At 47.6% G+C, this 15,209-nt stretch carries 11 protein-coding genes and 1 riboswitch; of the genes, 7 read left to right on the top strand and 4 right to left on the bottom strand.

Annotated features, from left to right (window positions below; translation table 11 throughout):
* Positions 1–74: 74 nt before the first annotated feature.
* Both thrC and QK890_RS08140 read left to right on the top strand, forming a co-directional pair.
* Complete coding sequence (thrC, locus tag QK890_RS08145) at positions 75–1,376, top strand: threonine synthase (protein WP_032543353.1); 1,302 nt, start codon at positions 75–77, stop codon at positions 1,374–1,376.
* 329 nt (positions 1,377–1,705) lie between these two features.
* Positions 1,706–2,653 carry a DMT family transporter gene (locus QK890_RS08140; protein WP_032531769.1) on the top strand — a complete coding sequence of 316 codons (948 nt, stop codon included), beginning with the start codon at positions 1,706–1,708 and terminating at the stop codon, positions 2,651–2,653.
* On the opposite strand, the gene QK890_RS08135 is transcribed toward QK890_RS08140, so the two are convergent.
* The 3 genes from QK890_RS08135 to QK890_RS08125 all read right to left on the bottom strand — a co-directional run bounded on the left by QK890_RS08135 (position 2,607) and on the right by QK890_RS08125 (position 6,012).
* Positions 2,607–3,230, bottom strand: coding sequence for a thiamine diphosphokinase (locus QK890_RS08135; protein WP_005810634.1), 624 nt, complete (start codon positions 3,228–3,230; stop codon positions 2,607–2,609). The two genes, QK890_RS08140 and QK890_RS08135, sit on opposite strands and share 47 nt — an antisense overlap.
* Positions 3,217–3,789 carry a nicotinamide riboside transporter PnuC gene (gene pnuC / locus QK890_RS08130; RefSeq protein WP_005810632.1) on the bottom strand — a complete coding sequence of 191 codons (573 nt, stop codon included), beginning with the start codon at positions 3,787–3,789 and terminating at the stop codon, positions 3,217–3,219. Before pnuC ends, QK890_RS08135 begins: the two co-directional genes overlap by 14 nt.
* A gap of 3 nt (positions 3,790–3,792) precedes the next feature.
* Positions 3,793–6,012 (bottom strand): TonB-dependent receptor, encoded by a 2,220-nt coding sequence (locus QK890_RS08125; RefSeq protein ID WP_005810630.1) that lies wholly within the window; start codon positions 6,010–6,012, stop codon positions 3,793–3,795.
* Positions 6,011–6,107, bottom strand: a riboswitch (TPP riboswitch). (Overlaps the previous gene by 2 nt.)
* A gap of 117 nt (positions 6,108–6,224) precedes the next feature.
* Here QK890_RS08125 and QK890_RS08120 point away from each other — a divergent pair.
* Positions 6,225–7,133: a mechanosensitive ion channel family protein gene (locus QK890_RS08120; RefSeq protein ID WP_195316668.1), complete on the top strand. Its 909-nt coding sequence runs from the start codon at positions 6,225–6,227 to the stop codon at positions 7,131–7,133.
* Between the two features lie 70 nt (positions 7,134–7,203).
* Here the strand turns inward: QK890_RS08120 and QK890_RS08115 are convergent, their stop codons facing one another.
* On the bottom strand, positions 7,204–7,443 hold the full coding sequence (locus tag QK890_RS08115) for a hypothetical protein (RefSeq protein ID WP_005778611.1): 240 nt from the start codon (positions 7,441–7,443) through the stop codon (positions 7,204–7,206).
* 125 nt (positions 7,444–7,568) lie between these two features.
* On the opposite strand from QK890_RS08115, the gene QK890_RS08110 reads away from it, so the two are divergent.
* The 4 genes from QK890_RS08110 to QK890_RS08095 all read left to right on the top strand — a co-directional run bounded on the left by QK890_RS08110 (position 7,569) and on the right by QK890_RS08095 (position 15,204).
* Positions 7,569–8,156 (top strand): RNA polymerase sigma-70 factor, encoded by a 588-nt coding sequence (locus QK890_RS08110; RefSeq protein ID WP_005778610.1) that lies wholly within the window; start codon positions 7,569–7,571, stop codon positions 8,154–8,156.
* Between the two features lie 61 nt (positions 8,157–8,217).
* A complete protein-coding gene (locus tag QK890_RS08105; protein WP_308919706.1) occupies positions 8,218–9,216 on the top strand; it encodes a FecR domain-containing protein in 999 nt (332 codons plus the stop codon).
* Between the two features lie 208 nt (positions 9,217–9,424).
* Positions 9,425–11,827 carry a glycoside hydrolase N-terminal domain-containing protein gene (locus tag QK890_RS08100; RefSeq protein ID WP_367627297.1) on the top strand — a complete coding sequence of 801 codons (2,403 nt, stop codon included), beginning with the start codon at positions 9,425–9,427 and terminating at the stop codon, positions 11,825–11,827.
* A 95-nt stretch (positions 11,828–11,922) separates the two neighbouring features.
* Positions 11,923–15,204 carry a TonB-dependent receptor gene (locus QK890_RS08095; protein ID WP_032540275.1) on the top strand — a complete coding sequence of 1,094 codons (3,282 nt, stop codon included), beginning with the start codon at positions 11,923–11,925 and terminating at the stop codon, positions 15,202–15,204.
* Positions 15,205–15,209: the final 5 nt, after the last annotated feature.

Genomic DNA, 15,209 nt, shown 5'->3' with positions numbered 1-15,209 from the left:
ATCTGCGAAAATTTGTGTAATCTGTGGTGAAACGGAAATGAAACATTTAGCGCATAATCATTATAAAAGTATCTATGAAATATTATAGCACAAACAAGCAGGCACCGCTTGCTTCACTTGAAGAAGCAGTGGTAAAAGGGCTTGCTTCCGATAAGGGCTTATTTATGCCCATGACCATCCGGCGTTTGCCGCAGGAGTTTTACGACGAGATAGACAGCCTTTCTTTTCAGGAGATCGCATATCGGGTGGCGGATGCCTTTTTGGGCGAAGATGTCCCGGCGGAAATATTGAAAGAGATCGTTTATGACACATTGAACTTTGATGTTCCGCTGGTACAGGTTAAGGACAATATCTACTCACTGGAGCTTTTCCACGGTCCCACGCTTGCCTTTAAGGATGTGGGCGGACGGTTTATGGCCCGTTTGCTGAGCTACTTTATCCGCAAGGAAGGCAGGAAGCAGGTGAATGTGCTGGTGGCTACCTCCGGAGATACGGGCAGTGCCGTGGCCAATGGCTTTCTGGGAGTGGAAGGCATCCATGTGTATGTGCTCTATCCGAAGGGAAAGGTGAGTGAGATACAAGAAAAACAGTTCACTACGCTGGGGCAGAACATCACGGCACTCGAAGTGGACGGCACTTTCGACGACTGTCAGGCGCTGGTGAAAGCGGCCTTTATGGATAGTGAACTGAACGAGCGGTTGTTGCTGACTTCGGCCAACTCCATCAATGTGGCCCGTTTCCTGCCGCAGGCTTTCTATTACTTCTACGCTTACGCACAGTTGAAACGGGCGGGACGGGCAGCGAATGCCGTCATCTGCGTGCCGAGCGGAAACTTCGGAAACATTACGGCAGGCTTGTTCGGTAAGAAGATGGGGTTGCCCATCCGGCGTTTTATCGCTGCCAATAACAGGAATGACATTTTCTATCAATACTTGCAGACGGGGCAGTACAATCCTCGTCCATCGGTTGCTACCATTGCCAATGCGATGGATGTGGGCGATCCGAGTAACTTTGCCCGTGTACTCGATCTGTATGGTGACTCGCATGCGGCTGTCGCAGCCGAGATTTCCGGTGCGACGTATACCGACGGGCAGATCCGTGAGACTGTGAAAACCGTATGGCAGGAGACCGGCTATCTGCTCGATCCCCACGGTGCATGCGGCTTCCGTGCCTTGGAAGAGGGCTTGCAGCCGGGTGAGACAGGTGTTTTCCTGGAGACGGCCCATCCGGCAAAATTCTTGCAGACGGTTGAGGCCATCATCGGTACTGAGGTCGAGATACCTGCCAAACTCCGGGCATTTATGAAAGGTGAGAAGCAAAGCTTGCCGATGACGAAGGAGTTTGCCGATTTCAAGAGCTACCTGCTGGGCAGGTAGAAACTCACCCCTGAGGGTACAGGGAGACACATAAGGGCACAGGGTAACGCAGACGATTTAGGTCATGGATTATTGACGTGAATACTCTGTGCCGCTCTGTGCCCTCGGTGATGAAATATGCTTTTTCCCCCGCCGCCGGTTTTTCCCCCGGATTCGCTTCCGCGCGTATGCGGTTTTTTTTTCGTTCCACATGCGGGTGAAAGCCGGTTCTTGTGTAAAACTAAATAACTGGAATCCGCTTCCCGCTCCGGGCTTTATCGCCCTCCTTTTCCCGAACTTTCCGCCGCCTCTTTTGTTGTACCCCAATAAAACCTAACCCCTTGTGTATGATGAAGAATAAAAAAGTGGAGGCCAATCTGAGCATGGTGGTGTCCAAAACCTTTAGCGGATTGAATATGAATGCGTTGAAATACCTGCTTCCCGTGTGGGTCAGCCCTCTTTCGGGAGTGGCCCTCCGGTGCGTGTTTGCCGCCGTTGCTTTCTGGATCATCGGAATGTTTGTCAAGCCCGAGACTTCTACCCGCAAAGAAAAGATCTACCTTTTCCTCCTTGGTGCGTTGGGCATTTACGGTTTTATGTTTCTCTATCTGGTGGGGCTGAGTAAGACGACCCCCGTCTCCAGTTCCATTTTCACCAGTCTCCAGCCCATTTGGGTGTTTGTCATCGCCGTTGTCTTCTTCAAAGAGAAAATCAGTGTCCTGAAGGTTGCCGGCATCTCCCTCGGACTCGGCGGGGCCATCCTCTGTATCCTGGCACAAAAGAGTGACGACTTGGCTTCGGACGCCCTGACGGGGAACGTGCTGTGCCTGTTGAGTTCGATTGCCTATGCCATCTATCTGGTGGCGAGCAACCGTATCCTGAAATCGGTCGGAATGTTTACGGTGCTGAAGTATACCTTTGCCGGAGCAGCCTTTTCGAGCATTCTGGTCTCTGCCATCACCGGTTTTCATGCACCGGTATTTTCCGGACCGGTGCATTGGTTTCCGTTGTCTGTCCTCCTGTTCGTCCTGATTTTCCCTACGGTCGTCAGTTATCTGCTGGTGCCCATAGGACTGAAATATCTGAAGACTACCGTGGTCGCCATTTATGGTTATCTGATTCTGATGGTGGCCACCATCGTTTCCCTGTTGGTCGGGCAGGACCGCTTCAGCTGGGCGCAGACCATTGCCATCGGCATGATATGCATCAGTGTCTATCTGGTCGAGGTGGCGGAAACGAAGGAGAAACCTCTCAGTAATTCAGATAAACCAGGTAGTCTCCCTCCGCATGGATCGTGAATTCGTCACCTGTCGCCTCGTTCAGTGTCCCTTGCCACCAGTTGTCGAAGTCGCTGAGCGGGTATACCAATCCCTCTCCTCTGAGTCCGGTGGCACCGAAGTTAAAGACAGAGACCTGTTGTCCGGGGCGTGATTTGAAAGTGTTCCGTCCCGATGCGGGAACGAACATGCCATGATCGGTCAGCATCGTCACCTGTGCTCCCACCTTCATATAATCCACCAGCAGGCTGATGTTTCCCAATGTATGGTCTTCCCGTTTGCCGGTTGCACCTACAAGGATGATCACCTTCTTGCCTTGGTCCAGCAGGAAATGGACCGCTTTGGTCTGATCGTTCGTTTCCTGGTCGTCTATCTGATGGAATATTTCCCTGAAACGGTCTTTATTCTCCGCCGAGAGGGAGTCCCCGTCACCGATGATGGCATTCGGGATGAATCCCCGGCGGATGTGTTCATCGGCCGATCCGTCACAGCATACCACATAGGGAGCCATGATCAGCATGGTTTCGGGCATGGAGTGGGTTGGATATTCGCCGTTGCCCAGTATCACGGCATCCATATCGATATCATTTACTTTCATAGTGCATCATTTGTTTCCATTTAAAGTAGCCAAAGATAGCAATTATTGAGTAAAGTCCGTAAAGGGCGGATGTGAAATAAAGCTCTTTGTAGATGTAAAGTCCGCAGCATACCACGTCGACCAGTATCCATGCCCACCATTGTTCTACGTATTTGCGCGCCAGCATCCACATGCCGATGATGCTCAGTGCCGTGGTAAACGAATCGAGCCAGGGTACGTTGCTGTCCGTGAACCGGATCAGTATCCAGGCAATGCCGAGGAAGGCTGCTAAGAATACCGCGGTCAGCGGAAGATACCTTTTCAGCGGAGTATATGTGATGGGGAGTTCGGCTTTCGACTCCCGGCCGGCACCCCGCATCCAGACAATCCATCCGTAAACGGCCGCCAGCAGATAGTAGATGTTGATTCCGAAGTCGGCATACAGTCCCGCCCGGTAGTAGACGAAGATGTAGATGGCAGGCATGATGATGCCTGCTATCCAGAGGTAAATGCTGGCACGGTATTCCAGCCAGAGATAAATCAGCCCGATCAGGGTACCTGTGATTTCGAGGTAGTTCATGGCTTAAAAGCGGATGGAAATGTTACCCATTACATTCGTTCCGGCCTGTGCGGCGTAGCCGGCATAGTTGTAGCGCTCTACCTCTCCTTTTACTATCTTATAACCGCTGCGTGCATATCCGTTGTTTTCGTACTCGGCATTGAAGAGGTTGTAGATGGTGAATCCTGCCGTAACCGACTTTACGTGAGGGAGCTTGAAGGTGTAAGCCAGGTTGAGGTTGCTCACGAAATAGGCGTCCAGCGTCTGGTCAGCCTGTCTGGCATTGCTCATGTACTGCTTGCTGACGTATTGTGATTGCAAGGCGGCCTCGAATCCCCGATAGCTGAACGAGAAGCGGTTGTTCAGGATCAGGTCCGGCGAGAAGGCAATCGGTGTATTTCCGTGGCTGACCTCGATCGGATTCTTCCATTCGTCTTCATACAGCTTTTCGGTGAAGTTCTTCACCCGGTTTTTGCTCAGTGTACCATTGATGTCCCACTGGAACCATTGGCAGGGCTTCACACCCAGCATCAGTTCCATTCCTATCCGGTAACTGTCGGGCACGTTGCGCGCCATAGCCTCGCCTATCTCGTTCAGCTCTCCGGTCAGTACCAACTGGTCTTTGTAGTCCATATAGTAGAAGTTGGCCCCGGCGCTCAGCCAAGTGTTCCGGTAGGTATATCCCAACTCATAGTCGAGCAGTTTTTCCGCCTTTGGATACTCGTCCGCGTTGCCGTCGGTATAGTTGTTCCGTGTCGGTTCCTTCTGGGCGATGGAGAACGATGCGTAAACCCGGTTGTTGGCGTCTATGTCCCAGTTCAGCCCGGCTTTCGGGTTGAAAAAGTTGAAGTGATCGTTTACCGCCAGTTTTTGCAGGGCATCCGCGTTGTAGTCAAACTTATCGTTGTCGCCGTTTATCTTATAGTTGATGTAGCGGTATTGCAGGTCGGCGTACGCATTGAGCCCCGCCACCAGGTTATAGTTGGCTTTCAGATAGAGGTTGCCGTCCGTCTTCTTCGCTTTATTCCGGTAATATTCGTGGTCGGGGAGCAGTTCGCCGATGTAGTTTTTCACCCAGATCACCCGTCCAAAGTGCCATCCGTCATAATGGTTCAGCGCACCTCCCAGTGAAGCGTTCAGCTTTCCGTTCTGGTAATTTACCGAGAACACGCCGCCACCGAAGTGGTTGTCCATCTTCTTCTGACGGATCAGGTCGCTCTTGTCCACCTCTTTGCCATCGTGCATGAAAGGTGGCAGGCGATACTCCTTCAGTGTCCGGTCCTCCTTATACTCCTGATAATATCCGTCTCCTTTCGTATAATGGAGTGCTGCGTTCAGGTTCCATTCCGGCGAGAAAGTGTGGTTCAGTAAGAGCTGGTAGTTCATTTGCAGATAGTTGTCTGTCTGGTCTTTGTAGAAACGGATGTTGCCGTCATCATCCGTGTACATGCCGCACGAGTTGAAACGTCGTCCGTACTTCTCCATTTCTTCCTTGCTGGCATAATTCCAGGCATGATACGTTTTCTCTTTTCCGCCGAAAGTGATGAACTTCACCGAAGTGTTGTCGGCGAAATATCCCCCCTGTGCATAAAAAGAATAAAGGTCTACCGAAGCCCGGTCGATGTATCCGTCCGTACCGATGTTGGACAGGCGGGCATCGAAGGCCCAATGGTCGTTCAACAGTCCGGTACCGAATTTTACCGTTTCTTTGTGCGCATTGAAGGTTCCGTACGAAGCATTCAGTTCGGCATACGGCTTCATCGAAATCCCCTCCGTCTGCATATTCACGCTGGCACCGAAAGCACCGGCACCGTTGGTCGAAGTTCCCGCACCGCGTTGCACCTGTATATCCTTCACCGATGAGGCAAAGTCGGGCATGTTCACCCAGAAAAGCGTATGGCTTTCGGCATCGTTCATCGGAATGCCGTTGGCGGTGATGTTGATACGTGTCCCGTCCGTTCCGCGCACACGCAGGGTGGTATAGCCGATGCCTGCTCCGGCATCACTGGTGGTCAGTGCTGAAGGTGTCATACTGAGCAGATACGGGATATCTTGCCCGAAGTTCTGCTTTTTGAGTTCCTCTTTCGACACGTTGGTAAATGCTACGGGAGTCTTCGAAGTGGCACGTGTGGATACTACCTGCACCTCTTGCAGGTTTACTACTTTCAAGCTGTCTGTCTCGCCCGCTTGCGCGAAGACGCTTGCTCCGGCTATCAGACAGCCGGCAAAAATCATCTTTTTCATGTTGCTAATTTATTTTTCTCTACGCCGGCATTACCCGGATCAGGTCAAAGGGTATGTTCTCAGCCCGTCATGTTAAGGCACCCCTACTCAGTGAATCGGTGGCAAATTTACGCTTTTTGGGCGTGTTAAGCAAGAAACACTTCGCTATTTGATAAAAACATTGTAGCTTTGTCTGCTGTTATTAAATGAAAAACTTCTAAAATTGTACTATTATGCTACTATTCTTTCAAGCCGCGCAACAAGTGGCAGACTCTCTGCAGGTGGCGGCCGATAAGCTTGATCAGGCCATTGCACAGGCCGATGGACTGGATAAACTGGCTCTGGTTACCCAGCAGTTGATCGATTCGGGTATACAGGCCGGAGGTCACATCCTGAAGGCTGTGATTGTCTTTCTGGTCGGACGTTTTCTGATCCGGATGCTGAACCGACTTGTAAGGCGTCTTATGGATAAGAGAAATGTCGATATCAGTATCAAAACTTTTGTAAGGAGCCTCGTTAATATCCTTCTCACCGTATTGCTGATTATTTCCGTGGTAGGTGCATTAGGAGTGGAAACCACTTCGTTCGCCGCTCTGCTGGCTTCTGCCGGTGTGGCTGTCGGTATGGCTCTTTCGGGTAATCTGCAGAACTTTGCCGGCGGACTGGTCATCCTGCTGTTCAAGCCTTATAAGGTGGGCGACTGGATAGATGCACAGAACGTTTCCGGTACTGTCAAGGAAATCCAGATCTTCCACACTATCCTGACCACTGCCGACAATAAATTGATTTATGTTCCGAACGGTGCACTGAGCAGTGGGGTCGTGACTAATTACAGCAATCAGACAACCCGGCGGGTAGAGTGGATTGTCGGTGTGGATTACGGTGAAGATTATAATAAGGTTGAGAAGGTGGTACGTGAGGTGCTGGCTGCCGATAAGCGTATCCTGGATGATCCTGCTCCCTTTATAGCTCTCCATGCCTTGGATGCGAGCAGTGTGAACGTGGTGGCCCGTGTCTGGGTGAACAGTGCCGATTATTGGGGAGTATATTTCGATATTAACAAGGCGATCTATGCTACATTCAACGAACAAGGCATTAACTTCCCCTTCCCTCAACTCACAGTTCATCAGGCACCCAACTGATAACTCATGCAAAAAGGGTGGCTACTTCGTCGGAGGTAACCACCCTTTTTCAAGATTTATATTTAACCGATTAACACACTCCAAAATCTTCTGTCGGATCATACGTGTTGTCTGTGATGCCTAACAGATGGTTTATCTCTCTCCGCTTATCCAAATCCTTGAAATAGGTTTCCACCACTTTGTAAAGATCGAAACTGAATGTAGATCCGGCTGCCATATCCAATGACTCTACCATCTGTTCTACTGCCTGGTGGATTCTTTCTTGATCGATCAGGTGCAGCTCATTACTGTGAATAAGATATTTTTCCATAACCGTTGTTGTTTTAAATTTCTACAGATAAAACATTCTGAAAGAGTATAAGGTTCAATCTGTTTTTTCTTATCTTTGCGGTCTCTGTATTTTGCCTTAAATCTTTAAGTGGGGAATATTCGATAATGAATCAGTTCTTAGACTTTGACCAGAAACTGTATGCAGAACTCCGTAAAGGTAGCGAGCATGCTTTCGTTACTGTTTTCCGGCAGTACAATCGCTTGTTGTATGCATTGGCCTATCGGTATTTCAAATCCGGTGAAGAAGCTGAAGATGCCGTACAATACACCTTTATGAAACTGTGGGAACAGCGGGAAAGGTTTGACTTTCAGTCCGGAATCCGGAGTTTATTATTTACTATTTTAAAGAACTACATACTGAATGAATTACGACATCGTAACCTTGTTTTCGAGAAGCACTATGAAATGGCCCAGAAAGACGAAGAAGCCGATGATGGTTTCCTGAAAGATTTCGAGGATAAAGACTTCAGGGAGCATCTCCGGGCTGCTATCGGCAAACTCCCCCCTCAAAAGCAAAGAATATGCCGTTTGAAAATAGAGAAAGGGCTTTCCAATCAGGAAATAGCGGACGAGATGCACATCACGGTTCCTACCGTAAAATCACATTATACCCAGGCCATTAAGATACTTCGTGCAGAAATAGAATCGTTGATTGTATTACTTCATGTATTGTGGATTCATTTTTTAGGGTGAGTGTCAACTCATACTTTTAAGTTGGTGAAGTGTTTTTATTAGTAGATAAAGAAAAGTAGAAATGAAAATAGATGATGCGATTATAGATAAGGTGCTCAATAATGAAGCTTCTGCAGAGGAGGCCGGAAAGGTGGCGGAATGGTTTGCTACAGAGAAAGGTAGCCGCTATCTGTCGGAACGGCTGGAAAATGAATCTTTGCGGTTGACGGAAGAGCAGACCTTGGATTGGCTGGACCATCCGGTGCCGGAAGAACGGATGCGGCAACGCTTTATGGGAGAGATCAAACCACAGAAAAAAACAATATCTTATCGTCGCGGACTGATAGCGGCGGCCGTGTTGATCCCTTTCCTTTTTCTCAGTTTGTCGCTTTGGTTTCTGGCCGACAGGACCGGTGTATTCTCTGCTACGGAGTATGCTGAACTGAAGGTTCCTTGCGGTGAACAGATGCAGGTTGTTTTGCAGGATGGCACGGTCGTACAGTTGAACTCGGATACTCGTTTGCGATATCCCAAACAATTTGGGCTGTTCAATCGTAGTGTTGAGCTGTGGGGAGAAGGTTATTTTGTGGTAGCCAAAGAAAAGAACCGTCCGTTTATTGTTGATCTGAAGGGAATCGAGGTGAAGGTGACCGGAACCAAATTTAATGTGAAGGCATATCCTGCAGAGCAGAATGTATGGGTGACACTGGAAGAGGGCGGAGTTCTGCTAAAGGATTCGAAGCATAAGGAGTACCCTCTTGTACCCGGTCAAAGTGCGGAATATAACAGAAAGTCCGGACGTTGCCAGATATCCGAACCGGAAGATATGAACCAGATCTCTTCCTGGCGTTCCAATAGCCTGAACTTTTATCTCACTCCGCTGAAAGAGATCATAAAAGTGATGGAACGGCAGTATGATGTTCATTTCATAGTGCGTGATTCTACTTTATTGAATAACAGGTTTACTCTGTCTACCAGCAAAGTGAACGTTGATGATGTATTGCGTGATTTGGAGGCGGTTTCATGGATACGTTTCTCACAAACAGAAGACGGGGTGTTCGAAGTCTTGAAGAAAGAATAGATGGATTTCATCATTCCCATATAGATAGATGCAGACCAGACAAAAGGGACTGCATCTATTTTTTTAGATGTACTCTGAAACAGAAGACTCATACTTTCTTTCGGGTGAGGTGTTAGCTTATGTATACTAAAAAGGCCTTTCGGAATATTTATTTTGAGTATGAACCAGATGTCTGTACATAAAGATATCACAATGATTATGTGTTTATATGAAGTATTTGTTTACTTTGTTGATGGCCTGTCTCCCGTTTTCCTTTACTCATGGGATTAAGAGCCATCCATCTTTTCTAAATTCGTCCGGACGATGGGTAGTTTGGTCCGAAAAACCTGCTGCATCCTGGCAGGATGCATTCGTTACCGGTAATGGAAGTCATGGAACAATGGTGATGGGACAGCCGGGAGAAGAAAGGATTATCTGTGTCCACGAAGAATTATTTATAAGGGGATGGGACCGCAATAAAGTGGCGGTTCCTTGCACCGCTTCTTTGCTCCCGCAAGTACGAAGTCTGATGGAATCAGGAAAAAGTGATGCCGCGGATGCGTTGATGACGAGCGAAGCGGACCGTCAGTTGGTTGCCATGGGAGCCCGCCAACGTTGGCCTTTGATTCCTCATCCGGCTTTCGACCTGTGTATCCGGCATACGGGTATACCTTTACAAACCGAAAAACAGTATAGAAGGCAGCTCGACCTGGAGACTGGAGAAGTGCTCACTTCCTGGTACGAAAATGGGAAGGTGACGGAATCTGTGTTCTCGTCCAGAGAGCATAATGTGAATGTAGTCCGCTTGAAAGCCGATGAGTGTAATAAGATGAATCTGGTGCTGAGTCTGAAAGAGACTCCTGGACGTGAAGGCATGCACTTTGAACATAACTTGGACAGTGCTTTTTCATCGGTGAAAGCAGAAGCCGTGTCGGGTTGGTTATCCTATCGTGCCGGCTATAAATATGATGCCGGTGGCTATGAAGGGTTAGCCCGTGTGACGGTTAAGGGAGGAAGTATGACGGCTGAAGGAGATTCTCTACGGATAACGGACGCTGAAGAGGTGTTGGTGCTCATTAGGATCGCTCCTCTGGAGGAGGCCCGTTTATCCGTGCGTTCGTCCGTACAAAAAGAACTGTCGGGTTTGCCGCTTGATTATGGCAAATTGCTGAAACCTCATAGCCGGATACATGGGGAAATGTTCCGTCGCATGCAGTTGGATCTGGGATGTTCGTCCGACTGGAAGACCGTTCCGACTGAGAAAATGCTTTCGACGATTCACGAATGTGGGGTTACTCCCTTGTTTTTGGAGCAGATTCACGCAATGGGCCGTTATCTCTTGATTTCTTCGTCCGGCAAATATCCGCCTCCCTTACAAGGAATTTGGGGAGGAGGCTGGAAACCCGGATGGATTGGCGGATTTGTCTGGGATTCAAATATTAATCTGGCTATTTCGGCAGCATCTATGGGCAACTTGCACGAATGTGCGGAGTCTTATATTGGATATGTCGAAAATCTATTGCCGGGTTGGAGACTGAATGCGAAAAACTACTTGGGATGCCGGGGCTTTCTTGTAGCCCATTACAATGATCCGGAAAACGGATATCTGACCCATTTCGGAAGATCTTTCCCCTGGATGTTCTGGGCAGGTGGAGCCGGTTGGAATATACGGCCATTCTACGAGTATGCTATGCTGACTGGTAATGAGATCTTCCTAAAAGAACACGTATTCCCCCTCTATCGGGAGATGGCCGGTTTTTATGAAGATTATCTTATTATGGGCTGTGACAGCCTTTATCATATCTGTCCGAGTGTTTCACCGGAAAACGCACCTCCCGGAACTGATACCTGGCTGAGCAAAGATGCTACGATGGATGTTGCCATTGCCAGAGAAGTGTTTGATCTGCTTCTGGAGATGGGGCATAAGTTCCATGTGGATAAGAAAGAACTGGAACGGTGGAGTCACTACCTGCAACACTTGCCGGCTTATCGGATAAATAACGATGGAGCATTGGCCGAATGGATTGATCCCTGTTATCCGGATGTGTATAACCACAGACATCTTTCACACTTATATCCGGTGTTTCCCGGTTCCCGGTTGGGTAAGTCAAAAGGAGATCCCCGTCTTATTAAAGCAGCAGGTATAGCTTTGGACAAACGTTTTGCCTTCGATACCGGTTCGGCTCATGGACTAATCCATGTAGCACTACAGGCTGTACGGCTGGGCGATATAGAGAAAGTGAAGACCAATCTGGATCGCTTTTGCCGCCGCCATTATTTATATGACGGACTGGTTACCTCGCATGATCCCGAACATCAGGTTTACAATCTGGATGCGGTTCTGAGTTTTCCGCGTCTTTTGATGGAAATGCTGGTTTATACGGAAGAGGGGAAAATAGAACTACTGCCGGCTTGGCCCCATGAATATGCCGATGGCTGCATAAAAGGGATACAGGTGTACGGTGGACACACATTGGATATTACGTGGAAATCCGGACAGCTGGTGGAAGCCGTCCTGCATGCACGGCAAAACGAGTCCTATGAAGTAGCTTATGGGGATCGGAGAACACGATTACAGCTACGTGAAGGCAAGGCTTATCATTTCTCTGCACATTTTTTTGCAGAAAAATGAAAATGACACTCATACCTTCTTTGGGATGGTGTGTTAGCCTATATAGAAAGGCCTTTTTATAAATCATAAAAATAACTAATTTAATACTGTATGAAATGAAAACAAGAACCAGAACGAAAATGCTGTTGCTCTTAGGAGTTCTTTTATTTGGCTTCACTGTTTCGGCATGGTCACAAAAAGTTTCTTTAAATTTTAATAATGAGAGGGTAGAGAAGGTACTGTCTTCTATAAAAAGCCAGACAGGGCTAGGGCTGGTGTTCAGCGATCAATTGATCAACGTAAACCGTAAAGTATCCATTCAGTTGAAAGATGCCACTCTGGAGGATGCGTTGACAAAACTATTGGCAGGAACGAAAGTTACTTTTGAGGTCAGAAATAATAAGATTTATTTTATTGAAAAGAAAACGGACCAACAACCCGGTTCCCGGAAGAAGAAGGTATCCGGAGTGGTGAAGGACGCTATGGGGGAACCTGTCATCGGAGCCAATGTTGTTGAAAAAGGAGCAGGTACCAATGGGGTGATAACAAATCTGGATGGGGAGTTTACGCTGGAGGTTCCGGAGAATGCTTCTTTGACTGTCAGTTACATCGGCTATCTGCAACAAGATGTTTCAACAAAGGGGAAGGATGCGTTTAACATCATTCTGAAGGAGGATACCAAAACCCTGGAAGAGGTGGTAGTTGTGGGATACGGTGTTCAGAAGAAAGTGAATCTGACGGGAGCAGTTGCTGCAGTCGATTCCAAATCATTGCAAAACCGTCCGGTGACTAACGTATCGAATGCCATCCAAGGGTTATTGCCCGGTGTGACTGTTATTTCCGGAACCGGACAGCCGGGAAGTGACAATACAACCATTCGTGTGCGTGGTGTCGGGACTTTAAATAACTCTAATCCGATGTATGTTGTGGATGGTTTACCCGTATCGAGTATCAATGAGGTAGATCCCAGCGATATCGAGAATATCTCAGTACTGAAAGATGCTTCTTCAGCAGCTATTTACGGTTCACGTGCGGCAAATGGAGTTATCCTGATTACTACTAAAAAGGGAGGTGATAAAGCACCTACTCTACGTTATGACGGCTATGTGGGCTGGCAGAAACCTACAGCTCTTCCCGAATATCTTCATTCATGGGAATACGCAAAGCTGTACAATAAAGCCATGGTTAATGAAGGTAAGAAACCTATTTATACGGACGAAGAGATTGAAAAGTTCAGAAACGGTTCAGATCCTGACAACTATCCCGATACGGATTGGCAGGGGCTATTCTACAAAACCGGTTTGCAACACAGCCACCGTGCCGAGATTTCGGGAGGTACGGATAAGATGACTTATATGTTCTCTGCCGGTTATCTGGGACAGGACGGTATTATCGATATTGCTAAATACGATCGCTATTCGGTACGGGGTAATATGAATGCCAAGATGGGAAAGTTTACAGCAGGGATGAACCTTTCTTTCACGTATGGTGAGGCACAGGAACCTGTGAGTGGTTTTACCGGTGAGATGTCTAATATTTTTTCACAAATCAACCAGATCGCTCCTTTTATTCCTTATAAATATTCAAACGGATATTATGGATATGCCAATGACGGTAACCCGTTGGCTTTTATCGAGGAAGGCAACTTGCGTACCACCAAGCAACACATCACCAGAGCCATCGGAAATGTGAGCTATGAACCGGTCAAGGGATTGAAGATTCAGGAAATCGTGGGTTATGAATATAAATCGATCTCCGACGAGAAGTTTATTAAGGATATCCAGTATTATAACTGGAAAACAGGAGAGCCTACAAAATATCAGGGACCTAACAGTCAGACTGATGAACGTAAGAATGGGCTGAAACTGAATTTACAGACACTGGTCAGTTATAACAATACGTTTGGAAAACATACTGTAGGTGCACTGGCGGGATACGAACAGGAATATTACCGTGAGGACTGGACTAAGGGATACCGGAAAAATTTCTTGAACAATGATCTTTGGGAATTGAATGCCGGTTCACCTGATGGACAGACAGCCAATGGCTCAGCCAATGAATACGCATTGCGTTCATTCTTTGGGCGTCTGACTTACGACTATGACAATCGCTATTTGGTAGAGGCAAATATCCGTCGTGACGGAACTTCACGCATCTTTAAAGACTCCCGTTGGGGTGTGTTCCCCTCTTTCTCGGGGGCATGGCGAATCATCAATGAACCGTTTATGGAAGGAACCCGCAATGTACTGTCCGATCTGAAGCTGCGTGGAGGTTGGGGCGTTCTGGGCAATCAGGCTATTTCTTACTATTCTTATCAATCTGTACTTGATCAAGCCAATTATTCCTTCGGTGGAACAGTTGTACAGGGAGTGGCTCCGGTAGATGGTGCTAACCGTAACCTTGTTTGGGAGACCACAGAAACATTGAACTTCGGACTCGATATGGGATTCTTGGGCAATCAGTATACTTTGTCTATTGAAGGATACCGTAAACTGACTTATGACATTCTGATGAAATTGCCGGTGAGCACCTTGTACGGTCTGAATGCTCCTTACCAGAATGCAGGTAAAGTAAAAAATACCGGTTTTGAAATGACTGCAGGCTATAAACTGAATACTCATGGCTGGAACTTCCAGGTGTCGGCTAATGCTGCATATAACAAGAATGAAGTACTTGACCTGAAGAATGGCGGAGCACGTATCTGGAGCGGTAAGTATTTTAATCAGGAAGGTTATGCCATCAATTCTATCGGAGGATATATTGCGGAAGGACTTTTCAAAACAGAAGAAGAGGTTGCCAATAGCGCTACGATACCCGGTACCGAAACTGCACCCGGTGACATCAAATACCGCGATATCAATAATGATGGAAAAATTGACGGAGAGGATCGTGTTTATATCGGTAATACAATGCCTAAGTGGACTTTCGGGCTGAATCTGTTTGCTGAATGGAAAGGGTTTGATGCTACTTTCCTGTTCCAGGGAGCTGCTGATGTGCAAGGGTATCTTGCAGGCCCCGGTGTAGTGGGCGAAATGATCGGAGCTAAGGGAAAACCTTCTTATATGTATCGTGATTGTTGGGATGCTGAAACCAATCCGAATGGCAAGTTTCCGAGAGCATTCTCTTCTTATCGCCAGAACAACAGTATCTATAATCCCTCTTCTTTCTGGATTGTCAACTCTTCATATTTACGTTTGAAGAACTTCCAGTTGGGATATACACTGCCCAAAGAATGGTGTAATGTGATGGGGATTTCGAGAATCAGAGTTTATTATAGCGGGCAGAATCTGCTTACCTTTACCAAATTTGATAAAGGCTTCGATCCGGAATCACCCGAAGGAGGAAGCTCTTATCCTCAAGTCAAAACAAATACATTTGGTTTAAACATAACTTTCTGATAGAT

Source organism: Bacteroides sp. NGMCC 1.200775 (genome assembly GCF_040798045.1).
Classification (GTDB): domain Bacteria; phylum Bacteroidota; class Bacteroidia; order Bacteroidales; family Bacteroidaceae; genus Bacteroides; species Bacteroides hominis.
This window is presented reverse-complemented; position numbering and strand designations above follow the sequence as displayed.